A 14,325-nucleotide genomic window follows, 5' to 3' on the forward strand; every position below is an offset into this window, starting at 1 on the left:
ACGGCGGGGGCTCTAGTAGTTAGGTTGAGGAGGCGGCCATGGCAGAGAAGGCTGTCGGGGCAAAGAGCTCGTTCGTCTTGTTCAACTGGCGTTGAACAAATTTCTTATGGAACGGGTTTAATGTACCCACACCCTCGGCCCACAGGTTCTGGCTAAACGACTGCTCGAGCATCCAGGGTTCAATCCTTCTTTGTCCATGCTCCAGCCGGATCTCCATCGCACCGATCAGCAGCTTGCTTAGGTAGCCGATCAGACCGTTGGTGGCGTAGAACAACCGGTACAGCATGTCGCCCTCGTGTAGGCCGATAGGTTGTCCATCATGGATCTCACTATCGAACCAACTGATGACCCCGGCAAAATCAGCGGCGGCGTCTTCACCCTCAACTGAGAACGGCGTGAGATTGCATACCCCATCCAATCGTCTTCGCAACTGCTCGTTTGTGCTCAACAACGCCTGCGCGTACGGTAGCCCAGCGAGTACGACTGGAATCTCGATTTGGTTGAGCAGCGTTTTGAGCCATTCGGTCTCGTTATTCGAGCCGAAGCTGCGTTTAGAAGAACCGAGCAAGTGCTGCACCTCATCTAGCATTAACAGTTCGACCTTGAGCTTCTGCAGCGAAGAAATTACCCGATCCGTCTTCTCGTTGACGGTGCCGCGGTAGGCCATCGGGATGCCCATGGCTTTTAGGATGTCCTCGGCAACGCTACGCACGGTCGGTGAGGATTTGATCTCGACACGTAGTACAGGAGTTCGCCGGAACTCAGTCTCCTCGATCACTGGGAAGTAGCGGACGTACTCTTCTAGCACTGAGCTTTTACCGGCCCCAGAGGGACCAAGGATCATCAAATGGCGAGGACGATTGCCGGCGAGTGCCATTTTGTGAATCCTGATGATGCGACGGTACGCTTCCTCAAAAGCAGGGAAGAGCAGGCGCTGCTTTTCGATGGCTTTGATCACGTCATATACATCTGCAGTGCCTGTGATCATGTCTGTTGCGAGAGGGGTCATGGCTGACCTCCTTTTCCCAAAGGGTGAGTGCTCGTCTTGAATTGCCGTGGGATCACGGGTGACTGGGCCTGCTGAAGGGCTGTAGGAGATGCAGGCTTTGCATCTAGATTTGCTGTAGGAGTTTGCTGAGAGTTAATGCCCGATAGCCTAGCCGACTGTTTCCGTTTTTTGAGCTTCTTGCTGGCAAGCTGCTCGCCAATTACCTGACGAATCCGTTCTTTGGCTTGCGCGCGTTTCAGGGGATCGGTTTCGGATAGGCCGGCTTCGCGTAGCTCTTGGCAAATGAGCTGGTGGACTTCAAGCCGCAAGCCTGAGGCGTAATCGAACTCGACAGCAGGTACCTTGATAGCTTCGCCGGTGCCTGGGTGGACAACGTAGATATGGCCAAGATTGGCGCGGTTGTAGCGAACCCGCACCGTGACCTTTTCCCCGTACTGGTAGCGGATCGGGTAAACATCTCGGCTATTGTAGCGGAGGCTGAACAGCTCGATACCATAGTGCCAAAGCACTCGTTCTTCGTTCTCGGTGAGGGCAATATCCAACACCGTCAGGTCGGGTAGAGACGGTGGATTGTCGTGGAGACCATCTTTCCAAACGGCCAAGGGTGGCCGCTTAAGGGTACGGTGGTAGTGGACGGAGTACACATCGGCGATCCAGATGTGCAGTGCGTGCATCAGCTCGTCGAAGGTAGCTACAGCGGTTATCAGTGGGTCGTAGCCGTGCCGATCCATCCAGTTCGCTAGGCTTGTACCCTTCTGGGCGTGTAGGAAGTTGCGGGAGATCGAGCCAAAGGCACGTTCTACCATCCCTTTAAAGTACGGTTTCCGCGTCGGACAAAATTGCAGGATGATCCCAAGATCAAAGCAGGCCTGTTCAAGTGCACGGCTGTGGAATTCCAGGCCATTGTCGCAGACCAGCGTTTGCATGAGCCCATAACATGGCCACTCGCCTTCAACACGTGGGTAGCACTCACGAATGTAGGTCTTGGGCAGGATTGCGTTCCGCAGACAACCAAACACGGCTTCGGTGCTTGGCCCGCCAAAGGACACGTAGATACCCAAGATCATGCGGCTCATGCGGTCGATGATCACCGTGAGCCAAGGTCGGCCAAGTGGCATCCCGGTGCGCTCGTCGACGACAAAAAGATCCACCGGGGTGTGGTCGATCTCCGCCGCCTCCAAAATGAACTTGGCTTTGGGGGCTGCCTTACTGGTGCGGAAGCGGATAGAGGCTTCGCGCTTACCAAATCTAGCGACTGCTCGCTCGTAGGCTGGGTAAGCTAGAACCGCGCGGTGCACGGTAGCGTAGCTCGGCAGCTGCAAAGCCTTATCGGTAGCACGCAGCAGATTCAGCTCATGAAGCTTGGCGCGCAGGGCATCATGGATATCGGCGATGTTGCATCCAGGGGGTTCCAAGTAGCGCTCCTCGATCAGCTTGATAAGGGCATCTTGGACTTCGGCCGGGAAACGACAGCCAAACCATCCGCGCGCATTTGCTTTTTCCAGCAATGCTAGAGGGTGGTTGTCGTGATACCTGATCTTCCGGAGCCAGTTGTAGACGGTTGATGGCCCTGGTACTTTGGCGTCTCCGAGTTGTTTGGCGATTTGTTCAAGCAGTGGCCTTAACCTTGCCGGGGTAGAAACGATCTTTTCTCCTTCGGCTAGGAGCAGGTTCACGTACGCTTGTCGGCGCATAGCCGCATCAATTAGCTTCTTGGGGTAGCTGCTAAGCGTAGCTAGGGTCGAGGGACGGACCTCGATGGGTAGGTTTGCGGTGGGTTTTGGAACAAGCCGTCCAGCCGTCCATAGCTCAAGCAGTTGCTCTTTCGTGTACTGAGATATCTCAAGGGAAGCCACATCTTCCAGCCTGACGAGAGAGCCGTTGACCACGAGGATAACGCTGACTTCGCGCCCATCCAGGATGAAGGTGCTGCCTTTGTTAAAGCGAATCGACGAAGACATAATTTATCTCCTGCTTAGTCAGCGTGATCAACGCATCTGCGGTAATGAGCCGGTCGAGGCCGCAGCTCACCTGTCCATGTGCCAGAAGCCGAAGAACTGGTTCAGACGAACCGGCGGCGGCCTTTAGCTGATGTAGGGGAATTGGCTGTTGGCAGCCAAACTGAGTCTTCAGCTGCCGCAGCAACTGCAGGAGTTCGATGGACAATGGTTGGCGCAGGTAGCGATGTAGCTGCTTTAGGTTGTCCAGCCGGTGGGGCGCACGGATGGTCGCACTGGAAACCACAATGAATTGGCGCCCCTGGCGTTGCATTGCGTCTTTGACATGCAGAAGCTTTTCCCGGACATCCGGCTTGGCGAGAGAGTCGGCCGGTTTTACTTCGATGATCAAAATAGAGCCATCTGCCATGGTGAGGGCAAAGTCCGGGGTGTAGCGCCGAACCTTGTTGCCCATGGCGTACTGAAGCTTGAACGGCTGCTCCCTAATGTCGATGACCTGTGATGCAAATTCGCATAGGTAGAGCATGTCTCGCTCTAGCAATTGCTCGCACGAGACCATCCTCCTGGCTTTGACGGATGGGAAACGAGCGCGGATACAGACGCCTGTCGGTGCAACAACTTGGCGGGCAGGGTGGTGTGTCTTCTTAAGACGGCCTGACCAAGGGCCAGGGTCATAGGTGTGCTGTGTCATGGTAATTCCCCGGTTCGTTGGCGCGAGGGCGAGTGGGGGCCTCTCGGCATAACGAGTTGGCAAATAAATGACAAACGGGGTCTTGACCGCGGGGGAGGAGAGGGTCGATACTCAGGGTGCGAATCCTGTGTGAGTATCGAGAGCCTCTCGGTAACCTACAGTCAAGTGGGGCGGTTGCGAAAGCTACCGCCCTTTCTTGTTTGTCGTCCTGCGAAATCCAAAGTCTCTACTTCAATCTCGATATCCATCCTCCTGTTTGACGTGCGACATGCGCACGTTGCTTTAAAGCAGCAGGGCTTCTGCCTGCCATCTATGAGTATAGGTAAGTTTTTCTGCAATGACAGTTTTGCATAAATTAATTCAACATCCAAGGAAATTGGATGGTTTTATGTTTATATGGTCATCAGCTTGGTAGATGGATTTCTAAAAATTCTTATGTTTTACAAGGTTATCGCGCGGCGTGGTGTGGTTGTTTTAAGACAGCGATATTATTAAATATCTGCGCTATTGTGGAGCTAATAAGGGTATTTTTGACTTTTGTTTGTTTATAAAACGGAGGTATTGGATGATGTTTTTTGCAGAGTGCCTATTCTGCGAAATTTGCAAATGAAAACGGCCCAGCCTTAGTTTAAAGGCTGGGCCGTTTATGCGACCGTTTGAATTACAGGTTAGATGCTCAAATTCTTTGCATCCTCTGCAAACCTACAGGTTTTTTTGTAGCCAGCGGCTGTTTACTCCGGGCGCATTTGCGGGAACAGGATAACGTCGCGGATGGACGGGGCGTCGGTCAGCAGCATCACCAGACGGTCGATGCCGATACCGCAACCACCGGTCGGCGGCAGGCCGTATTCCATGGCGCGGATGTAGTCGGCATCATAGTGCATGGCTTCGTCGTCACCGGCGTCCTTCTGGGCCACCTGGGACATGAAGCGGGCGGCCTGGTCTTCCGGGTCGTTCAACTCGGAGTAACCGTTGGCGTGCTCGCGGCCCACGATGAACAGTTCGAAGCGTTCGGTGATGGACGGGTCAGCATCGGAACCACGGGCCAGCGGGGACACTTCCACCGGATAGTCGATGATGAAGGTCGGGTTCCACAGCAGGCCTTCGGCACATTCCTCGAACAGGGCCAGTTGCAGGCTGCCCAGGCCCGGTGCCGGCGGCAGCTTGCCACCCAGGCGCTTGATTTCGCTGGCAACCCAGGCTGCGTCGGCCAGTTGTTCGTCGGTGTACTGCGGGTTGTAGTGCTTGATGGCACCAACAATGGTGAAGCGGTCGAACGGTTTGCCCAGTTCCACTTCCTTGCCGTTGTAGCTGATGGTGGTGCTGCCACACACGGTTTCGGCACAGCGACGGATGATGTTTTCGGTCATCTCCATCATGCGCTGGTAATCGCTGTAGGCTTCGTAAAACTCGATCATGGTGAACTCGGGGTTGTGGCGTGTGCTCATCCCCTCGTTACGGAAGTTGCGGTTGATCTCGAACACGCGTTCCAGACCGCCCACTACCAGACGCTTCAGATACAGTTCCGGTGCAATGCGCAGGTACAGCGGCATGTCCAGCGCGTTGTGGTGGGTCACGAACGGTTTGGCCGTGGCACCGCCCGGGATGGGGTGCATCATCGGGGTTTCCACTTCCAGATAGCCTTCGCTCACCATCACGTCGCGGATTTTCTGCACGATCTGCGAACGCTTGATGAAGGTGGTGCGGCTTTCTTCGCTCATGATCAGGTCGGCGTAGCGCTGACGGTACTTTTGTTCCTGATCGGTCATGCCGTGGAATTTTTCCGGCAGCGGACGGATGTTCTTGGACAGCAGGCGCACTTCGCTGGCCTGTACCGTCAGTTCGCCGGTCTTGGTCTTGAACAGCACGCCGCGGATGGCGATGATGTCGCCCAGGTCGAAGTGCTTGAACTCGGCATGGGCTTCTACGCCGACACCGTCGTTGGCGATGTAGGCCTGAATGCGACCGCTGCCATCCTGCAGGGTGGCAAAGCTGGCCTTGCCCATGACGCGCTTGAGCATCATGCGGCCGGCAACGGCAACCTCGATCTTCTCGGCTTCCAGAGCTTCCTTGTCTTTACCCGCGTGTTTTTCCTGAAGATCCTTGGCAAAGTGGCTGCGTTTGAAATCGTTGGGGAAAGCGACGCGTTTTTCGCGGATGCTCTTCAGCTTCTGGCGGCGTTCCGCCATGATCTGGTTTTCGTCCTGACTCAGGGATGATGCTTGTTCACGTTCAGACATGATGACTCCGTTGACTACTGCGGTAAGGGCAGGGGGCCATTCCCCCGCCAGGCCTCATCGGCCAACAATTAAGGTTTTACGCTGCTGTAATGCAGGCCGGCAGTGACTGCCGGCCCGGACGTTTACACGCCCTGTTTCAGACTGGCTTCGATAAAGCCGTCCAGGTCGCCATCCATGACGCCCTTGATATTGCCCACTTCGTAGCTGGTACGCAGGTCCTTGATGCGGGACTGGTCGAACACGTAGGAGCGGATCTGGTGACCCCAGCCCACATCGGTCTTGGTGTCTTCCAGCGCCTGCTTGGCTTCGTTACGCTTTTTCAGCTCCAGCTCGTACAGCTTGGCGCGCAGCATCTGCATGGCTTCGTCGCGGTTGCGGTGCTGCGAGCGGTCGTTCTGGCACTGCACCACGGTATTGGTGGGCAAGTGGGTGATACGTACGGCCGAGTCCGTCTTGTTAATGTGCTGACCACCGGCACCGGAGGCGCGATAGGTGTCGATACGCAGATCAGCCGGGTTGATGTCGATCTCGAAGCTGTCGTCCACTTCCGGGTATACGAATACCGAGGAGAACGAGGTGTGGCGACGGGCGTTGGAGTCAAACGGCGATACGCGCACCAGGCGGTGTACGCCCACTTCGGTACGCAGCAGGCCGTAGGCGTATTCGCCCTCGATCTTCAGCGTGGCGCTGCTGATGCCGGCCACTTCGCCTTCGGATACTTCCAGCACGTCAACCTTGAAGCCCTTGCGTTCGGCATAGCGGGTGTACATGCGCAACAGCATGCCGGCCCAGTCCTGTGCCTCGGTGCCACCGGCACCAGCCTGGATGTCCAGGAAGCAGTTGTTCGGGTCCATCGGGTCGTGGAACATGCGGCGGAATTCCATCTTGGCCACCTTGGCTTCGACTTCTTCCATGTCGGACTGCACGGCGAGAATGGTTTCGTCATCCTCTTCGCTCTTGCCCATTTCCAGCAGTTCGCGGCCATCGGCAATGCTGGCATTGATGCTGTCCAGCACCAGTACCACGTCTTCCAGCTGCTTGCGTTCGCGGCCCAGTTCCTGGGCGCGCTTGGGGTCGTTCCAGATATCAGGGTCTTCGGTAAGGCGGCTTACTTCTTCCAGACGGTCTTTTTTACCGTCGTAGTCAAAGATACCCCCGAATATCGGCGGCGCGTTCGGCCAGGTTTTCAATCGTGGCCGCGATCTGGTTCAGGACTTCAACTTCAATCATGCTCTTGCTCCAGTTAGCAGTCTGTATTAGTAAATTCAAATATGCTTGGCGGTATTGATCAAACACAAAAAGCGCACCATGCGGTGCGCTTTTCGCTGATCCGGCTAGAACTTAGCCAAACAGATGAGCGACAGCTGCGCGCTCTTCTTCCAGCTCGGCCAGGGTGAAGTTCATGCGTTCGCGGCTGAACTCGTCCACTTCCAAGCCTTGAACGATCTTGTATTCGCCATTTTCGCATACAACCGGGAAGCCGTACATCACGCCTTCCGGAATGCCGTAGGAACCGTCGGACGGAATGCCCATGGTCACCCACTTGCCATTGCTGCCCAGCACCCAGTCGTGGATGTGGTCGATGGCGGCGTTGGCAGCGGAAGCAGCAGAGGACAGGCCACGTGCTTCGATGATGGCGGCACCACGCTTGCCAACGGTCGGCAGGAATACGTCACGGTTCCAGGCTTCGTCGTTGATCATGGCTTTTACCGACTGGCCATCGATGGTGGCGAAGCGGTAGTCGGCGTACATGGTGGGGGAGTGGTTGCCCCATACCGCCAGGTCCTTGATCGCAGCAACCGGCTTGCCAGTCTTGGCAGCGATTTGCGACAGGGCGCGGTTGTGGTCCAGACGCAACATGGCGGTGAAATTTTTCGGGTTCAGGTCCGGAGCGCTCTTCATGGCGATCCAGGCATTGGTGTTGGCCGGGTTGCCAACCACCAGAACGCGTACATTGCGGTCAGCGTGGTCGTTCAGTGCCTTGCCCTGAACGGTGAAGATGGCGCCGTTGGCTTCCAGCAGGTCCTTGCGTTCCATGCCTTTGCTACGCGGACGAGCGCCCACCAGCAGGGCTACTTGAGCGTCCTTGAAAGCGACGTTCGGATCGTCGGTGGCAACCATGCCGGCCAGCAGCGGGAAGGCACAGTCTTCCAGTTCCATCATCACGCCTTTAACGGCGGTCTGGGCTTGCGGCAGGTCGAGCAGTTGCAGGATGACCGGCTGGTCTTTGCCCAGCATTTCACCACTGGCGATACGGAACAGCAGGCTGTAGCCAATCTGACCAGCAGCGCCGGTAACGGCAACGCGAACGGGAGCTTTCATTGGTGGACTCTCCTTTAGATATCCGAGACTGTCTCAAATAGCAGATGTTGCTCTGCACTATAAGTGTGAAGCGAGTGTATCACGGAGTGTAGACCATGTGGGGCTGGAATCCCCATCAGAAATTCTGATATGCTGGTTAAACTCTTGTGTCTTATATAAGACATCTATTTACGCTTGATTTGTTTGATGATACAAAGCCACTACATGATTGCAAATGCCCCACGTCGACAGCCGCTGTATGTGCAGATCAAGCAGTTTTTACTGCGCCGTATCGCCGAAGGCGAGTGGTTGGAGCATGATGCCTTACCCAGTGAGTGGGACTTGGCCGATGAGATGTCCGTCAGCCAGGGAACGGTCCGCAAGGCGCTCACCGAACTGGTGGCTGATGGCCTGCTTTACCGTCAGCAAGGCAAGGGAACCTTTGTTGCCCCGGTGCTGAGCGATTGGGGTAATGCCCTGTTGCAGTCACCTGGTGTGTTTGATGAATTGCCGGATCGGCTCAGTTGTGAGTTTCTGGCCATCTCCCGGATGAATGCCAGCGACGACATGGCCGTGGCCTTGCAGTTGCGCCGGCATGCGCCGATGTTCCGGGTGCGCCAGTTGTGGCGCGGGCAGGGCAGGCCGGTGGCGCTGGATGAGGCCTACCTGCCTGCCGAGCGCTTTGATGGCATGGAGGCACGCTGGTTCCGCTCCGGAGTGGGGGTGTATGCCACCTTGCAGCAGCGCTTTGGCGTGCGGGTGGTTGAACGCCGCGAGCAGTACCGCGCAGTGATGCTGCCGCGTGAGGATGCCAACTTGCTTGGTCTGTCTGGCGCGGCGTTGGAAGAGCCGGTGCTCAGTTTGCTCCGACTGTCTGTTTCGTCTGTTGGAGAGCGGGTTGAGTGGCGGCAGCGCTATTGCCTGAGTCGGGATCTGGCCTTGCTGCAAAAGGCTGGCTGAGGTCGCTTGCCGGCATGCAAATGTCGCTTGCAAGGCAAAAAACGGGCAGCAGCCGGGTGATTTTTGCTAGAATTTCCAGATCATATTGCCCTGCAGCATCGGGCAGCATGATGTTAAGTATTGAAGGGGACCACCCGGTTTCTACAAGGGCGGACCTTTCAGGCGGGCTTCCAGACAGGGGCCCGGAGATAACCACTTGGTTCAAATACATCCAAGGAAGCCATATGCAGAAGCAACGACCGAAGCACCTGGATCTGGCCACGATCAGACTGCCCATCCCGGGCATCGTCTCGATCTTGCACCGGGTCAGTGGTGTGGCGCTCTTCTTTTCCCTCCCGCTGTTGATCTACCTCCTACATGGTTCGCTCAGTTCAGCAGAGTCCTTTGAAACCTACCGTGCCGTAGTCGCGCACCCGCTGATGAAGATCATCCTCATCGGCTTGCTGTGGGCCTACATGCATCACTTCTGTGCCGGTATCCGTTTCCTGTTCCTGGATATCCATAAGGGTCTGGAACTGCAAACCGCTCGCGCTACCGCCAAGACTGTGGTGGTGGTGAGCCTGGCTCTGACTCTGATTCTGGGAGTAGCACTATGGTAAACCGCTCTGTCATCGGCGCTCACTACGGTTTGCGCGACTGGGTCATGCAGCGCGTGACGGCCACCATCATGGTGATCTATACCGTAGCTCTGGCACTGTTCCTGCTGACCATGCCGTCCAGCTATGCCGGCTGGAAAGACTTCTTCGCACAGACCTGGGTGCAGGTACTGACCCAGACCACTTTGCTGGCAGTGTTCCTGCATGTATGGGTGGGGATTCGCGATGTGTGGATGGACTACATCAAGCCGACCGGCCTGCGCCTGGCGCTGCACTCCTTCACCATCGTGTGGCTGGTGTCCTGTTTCATCTATTCCGTTAAAGTTGTCTGGGGGCTGTAATGGGCGTACCTGTTCGTCATTTTGATGCAGTAATCGTTGGCGCAGGTGGTGCCGGCATGCGTGCCGCCCTGCAACTGTCCGAAGCTGGTCTGAAGACTGCCGTCCTGTCCAAGGTATTCCCCACTCGCTCCCACACCGTGGCTGCGCAAGGTGGTGTTTCCGCCTCGCTGGGTAATTCCGAGGAAGATCACTGGACCTGGCACATGTACGACACCGTAAAGGGTTCGGACTGGCTGGGTGATCAGGATGCCATCGAATTCATGTGCCGCGAGGCACCGAAGGTGGTGACCGAACTGGAACACTACGGCATGCCGTTTGACCGTAACGCTGACGGCACCATCTACCAGCGTCCGTTCGGCGGTCACATGTCCAACTTCGGTGAAAAGCCGGTGCGTCGCGCCTGTGCTGCCGCCGACCGTACCGGTCATGCCATGCTGCACGCGCTGTATCAGCGCAATGTGCGTGCCAATACCCACTTCTTTGTCGAGTGGATGGCGCTGGACCTGATTCGCGACGCCGACGGCAATGTGCAAGGCGTTGTTGCCATGGAAATGGAAACCTCGGAAATCGTGGTATTCCAGGCCAAGGCCACCCTGTTTGCGACTGGCGGTGCCGGTCGTATCTATGCTTCTTCCACCAATGCCTTCATCAATACCGGTGATGGCCTGGGCATGGCCGCTCGTGCCGGCATCCCGCTGGAAGACATGGAATTCTGGCAATTCCACCCCACTGGCGTTGCTGGTGCCGGTGTACTGATTACCGAAGGTGTCCGTGGCGAAGGCGGCATCCTGCGCAACAGCGCGGGTGAACGCTTCATGGAACGCTATGCGCCGAACGCCAAGGATCTGGCTTCGCGCGACGTGGTGTCCCGTGCCATGGTGACCGAGATCAACGAAGGCCGTGGTTGCGGCCCGAACAAGGATCACGTGCTGCTGGACATCACTCACCTCGACCCCGAAGTGATCATGTCCAAGCTGCCGGGCATCCGTGAAATTTCCATCAAGTTTGCCGGTGTGGACCCGATCAAGGCCCCGATTCCGGTAGTGCCGACCTGTCACTACCAGATGGGTGGCATCCCCACCAACTACCACGGCGAAGTGGTGGTGGAAGGCAAGCCGGTACATGGCTTCTACGCCGCTGGCGAATGCGCTTGCGCCTCGGTACACGGTGCCAATCGCCTGGGTACCAACTCCCTGCTCGACCTGCTGGTGTTCGGCAAGAGCTCGGCCAACTCGATGATCGACTTCATCAAGCAACAGCCGCTGGAACTGCCGACACTGGCCACTGCCGATGTGGATCGTGCCGTTGCCCGTGTGGAACGCCTGAACAAGCAAACCAACGGTGTGGCCGTCAACGATGCCCGTACCGCCATGCAGCGCACCATGCAGGCGCATTGCGGCGTGTTCCGCTTCAAGGACATGCTGGCCGAAGGTGTTGAGAAGATTTTGGAAGTGGAAAAGATGGTTCAACAGACCGAAATTTCCGACAAGTCCAGCGTGTTCAACATGGCCCGCATCGAGGCACTGGAGCTGGAAAACCTGATCGAAGTGGCCAAGGCCACCATGATCTCGGCCAATGCCCGTACCGAATCACGCGGCGCGCACGTGCGTGACGATGCACCGGATACGCCGGAAACCCCGAACGGTCGTGACGATGCCAACTGGCTGAAGCACACCCTGTGGAGCCGCGAAGGCAACCGTCTGGAATACAAGCCGGTGAACCTGCAGCCGCTGACTGTCGACACCATTGCTCTGAAGACACGTTCCTACTAAGGGCTTGAACAAGATGACTACCGAAACCGTCAAATTCCGCATCTACCGTTACGATCCGGACAAGGATGCCAAGCCCTACATGCAGGACATCAGCGTGGAGCTGGATTCCACCGACCGCAAGTTGCTGGATGCGCTGACCAAGCTGAAGGTGAAGGACGACACCATCACCTTCCGTCGTTCCTGCCGCGAGGGTGTGTGTGGCTCTGACGCCATGAACATCAACGGCAAGAATGGTCTGGCCTGTCTGACCGATTTCCGCGATCTGAAACAGCCGATCGAGCTGCGTCCGCTGCCGGGTCTGCCGGTGGTGCGCGACCTGATCGTCGACATGACCCAGTTCTTCAAGCAATACCACTCGATCAAGCCGTACGTGATCAACGACACGCCGCCGCCGGAACGCGAGCGCCTGCAAAGCCCGGAAGACCGTGAAGAACTCAACGGCCTGTACGAGTGCATTCTGTGCGCCTGCTGCTCCACCAGTTGCCCGTCGTTCTGGTGGAATCCGGACAAATTCGTTGGCCCGGCCGGCCTGCTCGCAGCCTATCGCTTCATTGCCGATACCCGCGACACCGCCATCAACGAACGTCTGGACAATCTGGAAGATCCGTACCGTCTGTTCCGTTGCCACACCATCATGAACTGTGTCGATGTCTGCCCCAAGGGCCTGAACCCCACCAAGGCAATCGGCAAGATCAAAGACCTGATGGTCAAGCGTGCAGTATGACCGCCTACGATCCGATTGAACTCAAGCGGATCCGTTGGCGGTCCCGCCGGGGCTTGCTGGAGCTGGATCTGGTGCTGGAGCGGTTTTTTGCCCAGCGCTTCGATGCACTCTCCCCGGCGGAGATCGACGCCTACAAGCGTATTCTCGATTTGCCCGACACCGACTTCCTGGATGTGGTGAACGGCAAGGCTGACCTGGACGATCCGGAAGAAGCCGCCATCATCGAGATCCTGCGCTCGGTTTGAGTTGCAGGCTGCAGGGCCCAAAACGATTACAACACCACAAAACTGACTGGGAGTATTGCTGTGGAAACTAACCGCAAAGTGACGCTCGCTTACAACGAGGGCAAGGACACACTGGACATGCCGGTACTGTCCGGCACTCTGGGTCCGGATGTCGTTGATATCCGTGCCTTCTCCAAGACCGGCATGTTCACCTTTGACCCGGGCTTCCTGGCCACCGCCAGCTGCGAGTCCGCCATCACCTTCATCGACGGTGATCTGGGTCAGCTCTACTACCGCGGCTATCCGATCGAGCAGCTGGCTGAGAAGAGCGATTATCTGGAAGTGTGCTACCTGCTGCTGAACGGCGAACTGCCGACCGCAGCCCAGCGCAAGGAATTCGAACGCGGCGTAATGCGCCACAACATGCTGCACGACCAGTTGATGAGCCTGTTCAAGGGCTTCCGTCGTGACGCACATCCGATGGCCGTGATGGTGGGTGTGGTGGGCGCGCTGTCCGCCTTCTACCACGATTCGCTGGACATCACCAATCCGGAACACCGTCGCATCTCTGCCCACCGTCTGGTGGCCAAGCTGCCGACCATCGCCGCACAAGCCTACCGCTACAACAAGGGCCTGCCGTTCTCCTACCCGAAAAACGGCCTGACCTATGCGGAAAACTTCCTGCACATGATGTTCTCCACCCCGTGTGAAGAATACAAGGTGAACCCGGTACTGGCCCGCGCGCTGGACCGTATCTTCACCCTGCATGCCGACCACGAGCAGAACGCTTCCACCTCCACCGTCCGTCTGGCTGGTTCCTCCGGTGCCAACCCGTTCGCATGTATCGCTGCCGGTATCGCCTGCCTGTGGGGCCCGTCCCACGGTGGCGCCAACGAAGCCGTACTGAAAATGCTGGATGAAATCGGCAGCGTGGACAACGTGGCCGACTTCATGCAGGGCGTGAAGGACAAGCGCTACAAGCTGATGGGCTTTGGCCACCGCGTGTACAAGAACATGGACCCGCGCGCCGCCATCATGAAGCAGACCTGCGACGAAGTGCTGAACGAACTGGGCCTGCACAACGATCCGAAGTTCAAGCTGGCCATGGCACTGGAAAAGATCGCCCTGGAAGACCCGTACTTCATCGAGCGCAAGCTGTACCCGAACGTCGACTTCTACTCCGGCATCGTGCTGTCTGCCATTGGCATTCCGGTTTCGATGTTCACCCCGATCTTCGCCCTGGCACGTACCGTGGGCTGGATTGCGCACTGGAGCGAGATGATCGCCGATCCGGCCATGAAGATCGGCCGTCCGCGTCAGCTGTACACCGGCGCGCCGCGTCGCGACATTGTCGATATCGACAAGCGTTAATCAGGCAGTGACAAGTTGGCCGGACACGTTTCGGCCAACTTTTTACCTTGTCTTACAGAATACAGTCAGCAGTTTCACGACAGACGCCGACAGAGCGCTGCGGAAAAGAACGGAGACGGATTTGCCCTGCCAAAGCCC

General features: G+C 57.1%; 13 protein-coding genes. 7 read left to right on the forward strand and 6 right to left on the reverse strand.

What is annotated here, in order from left to right; genetic code table 11:
* Positions 1 to 19: 19 nt before the first annotated feature.
* The 6 genes from DLM_RS01710 to DLM_RS01735 form a co-directional block, all read right to left on the reverse strand.
* On the reverse strand, positions 20 to 1,009 hold the full coding sequence (locus DLM_RS01710) for a TniB family NTP-binding protein (RefSeq protein WP_089085076.1): 990 nt from the start codon (positions 1,007 to 1,009) through the stop codon (positions 20 to 22).
* Positions 1,006 to 2,970 (reverse strand): DDE-type integrase/transposase/recombinase, encoded by a 1,965-nt coding sequence (locus DLM_RS01715; protein WP_089085075.1) that lies wholly within the window; start codon positions 2,968 to 2,970, stop codon positions 1,006 to 1,008. The genes DLM_RS01710 and DLM_RS01715 overlap by 4 nt, the downstream gene beginning before the upstream one ends.
* A complete protein-coding gene (locus DLM_RS01720; RefSeq protein ID WP_089085074.1) occupies positions 2,948 to 3,658 on the reverse strand; it encodes a TnsA endonuclease N-terminal domain-containing protein in 711 nt (236 codons plus the stop codon). Before DLM_RS01720 ends, DLM_RS01715 begins: the two co-directional genes overlap by 23 nt.
* 731 nt (positions 3,659 to 4,389) lie before the next feature.
* Positions 4,390 to 5,898, reverse strand: a complete 1,509-nt coding sequence (gene lysS, locus DLM_RS01725) for a lysine--tRNA ligase (RefSeq protein WP_089085073.1) — start codon at positions 5,896 to 5,898, stop codon at positions 4,390 to 4,392.
* Positions 5,899 to 6,020: 122 nt separating this feature from the next.
* A protein-coding gene (gene prfB, locus DLM_RS01730) for a peptide chain release factor 2 (RefSeq protein ID WP_119313182.1) occupies positions 6,021 to 7,128 on the reverse strand; the annotation gives its coding sequence in 2 pieces (ribosomal slippage) (positions 6,021 to 7,043 and positions 7,045 to 7,128; 1,107 coding nt in all).
* A 111-nt stretch (positions 7,129 to 7,239) separates the two neighbouring features.
* Complete coding sequence (locus DLM_RS01735; RefSeq protein ID WP_089085071.1) at positions 7,240 to 8,220, reverse strand: malate dehydrogenase; 981 nt, start codon at positions 8,218 to 8,220, stop codon at positions 7,240 to 7,242.
* 204 nt (positions 8,221 to 8,424) lie between these two features.
* Between DLM_RS01735 and DLM_RS01740 the strand changes: the two genes are divergently transcribed.
* The 7 genes from DLM_RS01740 (at position 8,425) to gltA (ending at position 14,187) form a co-directional block, all read left to right on the forward strand.
* On the forward strand, positions 8,425 to 9,159 hold the full coding sequence (locus DLM_RS01740; protein ID WP_089085101.1) for a GntR family transcriptional regulator: 735 nt from the start codon (positions 8,425 to 8,427) through the stop codon (positions 9,157 to 9,159).
* Between the two features lie 224 nt (positions 9,160 to 9,383).
* The gene (gene sdhC / locus DLM_RS01745; RefSeq protein WP_045845607.1) at positions 9,384 to 9,758 is read left to right on the forward strand and encodes a succinate dehydrogenase, cytochrome b556 subunit; all 375 of its coding nucleotides are present in this window, start codon (positions 9,384 to 9,386) and stop codon (positions 9,756 to 9,758) included.
* Complete coding sequence (gene sdhD, locus DLM_RS01750; protein WP_089085070.1) at positions 9,752 to 10,096, forward strand: succinate dehydrogenase, hydrophobic membrane anchor protein; 345 nt, start codon at positions 9,752 to 9,754, stop codon at positions 10,094 to 10,096. The genes sdhC and sdhD overlap by 7 nt, the downstream gene beginning before the upstream one ends.
* Positions 10,096 to 11,868 carry a succinate dehydrogenase flavoprotein subunit gene (gene sdhA, locus DLM_RS01755; protein ID WP_089085069.1) on the forward strand — a complete coding sequence of 591 codons (1,773 nt, stop codon included), beginning with the start codon at positions 10,096 to 10,098 and terminating at the stop codon, positions 11,866 to 11,868. The genes sdhD and sdhA overlap by 1 nt, the downstream gene beginning before the upstream one ends.
* Before the next feature lie 13 nt (positions 11,869 to 11,881).
* Positions 11,882 to 12,592: a succinate dehydrogenase iron-sulfur subunit gene (locus tag DLM_RS01760; RefSeq protein WP_045845610.1), complete on the forward strand. Its 711-nt coding sequence runs from the start codon at positions 11,882 to 11,884 to the stop codon at positions 12,590 to 12,592.
* Complete coding sequence (locus DLM_RS01765) at positions 12,589 to 12,837, forward strand: succinate dehydrogenase assembly factor 2 (RefSeq protein ID WP_089085068.1); 249 nt, start codon at positions 12,589 to 12,591, stop codon at positions 12,835 to 12,837. Before DLM_RS01760 ends, DLM_RS01765 begins: the two co-directional genes overlap by 4 nt.
* Positions 12,838 to 12,897: 60 nt before the next feature.
* Positions 12,898 to 14,187 carry a citrate synthase gene (gene gltA / locus DLM_RS01770; protein WP_089085067.1) on the forward strand — a complete coding sequence of 430 codons (1,290 nt, stop codon included), beginning with the start codon at positions 12,898 to 12,900 and terminating at the stop codon, positions 14,185 to 14,187.
* Positions 14,188 to 14,325: the final 138 nt, after the last annotated feature.

It is taken from the genome of Aquitalea magnusonii, from assembly GCF_002217795.2.
Classification (GTDB): domain Bacteria; phylum Pseudomonadota; class Gammaproteobacteria; order Burkholderiales; family Chromobacteriaceae; genus Aquitalea; species Aquitalea magnusonii_B.

Coding starts and splice junctions, on each gene's coding strand:
- DLM_RS01710 (WP_089085076.1), bottom strand. CDS start 1,009: ATGACCCCTCTCGCAACAGACATGATCACAGGCACTGCAGATGTATAT.
- DLM_RS01715 (WP_089085075.1), bottom strand. CDS start 2,970: ATGTCTTCGTCGATTCGCTTTAACAAAGGCAGCACCTTCATCCTGGAT.
- DLM_RS01720 (WP_089085074.1), bottom strand. CDS start 3,658: ATGACACAGCACACCTATGACCCTGGCCCTTGGTCAGGCCGTCTTAAG.
- lysS (WP_089085073.1), bottom strand. CDS start 5,898: ATGTCTGAACGTGAACAAGCATCATCCCTGAGTCAGGACGAAAACCAG.
- DLM_RS01735 (WP_089085071.1), bottom strand. CDS start 8,220: ATGAAAGCTCCCGTTCGCGTTGCCGTTACCGGCGCTGCTGGTCAGATT.
- DLM_RS01740 (WP_089085101.1), top strand. CDS start 8,425: ATGATTGCAAATGCCCCACGTCGACAGCCGCTGTATGTGCAGATCAAG.
- sdhC (WP_045845607.1), top strand. CDS start 9,384: ATGCAGAAGCAACGACCGAAGCACCTGGATCTGGCCACGATCAGACTG.
- sdhD (WP_089085070.1), top strand. CDS start 9,752: ATGGTAAACCGCTCTGTCATCGGCGCTCACTACGGTTTGCGCGACTGG.
- sdhA (WP_089085069.1), top strand. CDS start 10,096: ATGGGCGTACCTGTTCGTCATTTTGATGCAGTAATCGTTGGCGCAGGT.
- DLM_RS01760 (WP_045845610.1), top strand. CDS start 11,882: ATGACTACCGAAACCGTCAAATTCCGCATCTACCGTTACGATCCGGAC.
- DLM_RS01765 (WP_089085068.1), top strand. CDS start 12,589: ATGACCGCCTACGATCCGATTGAACTCAAGCGGATCCGTTGGCGGTCC.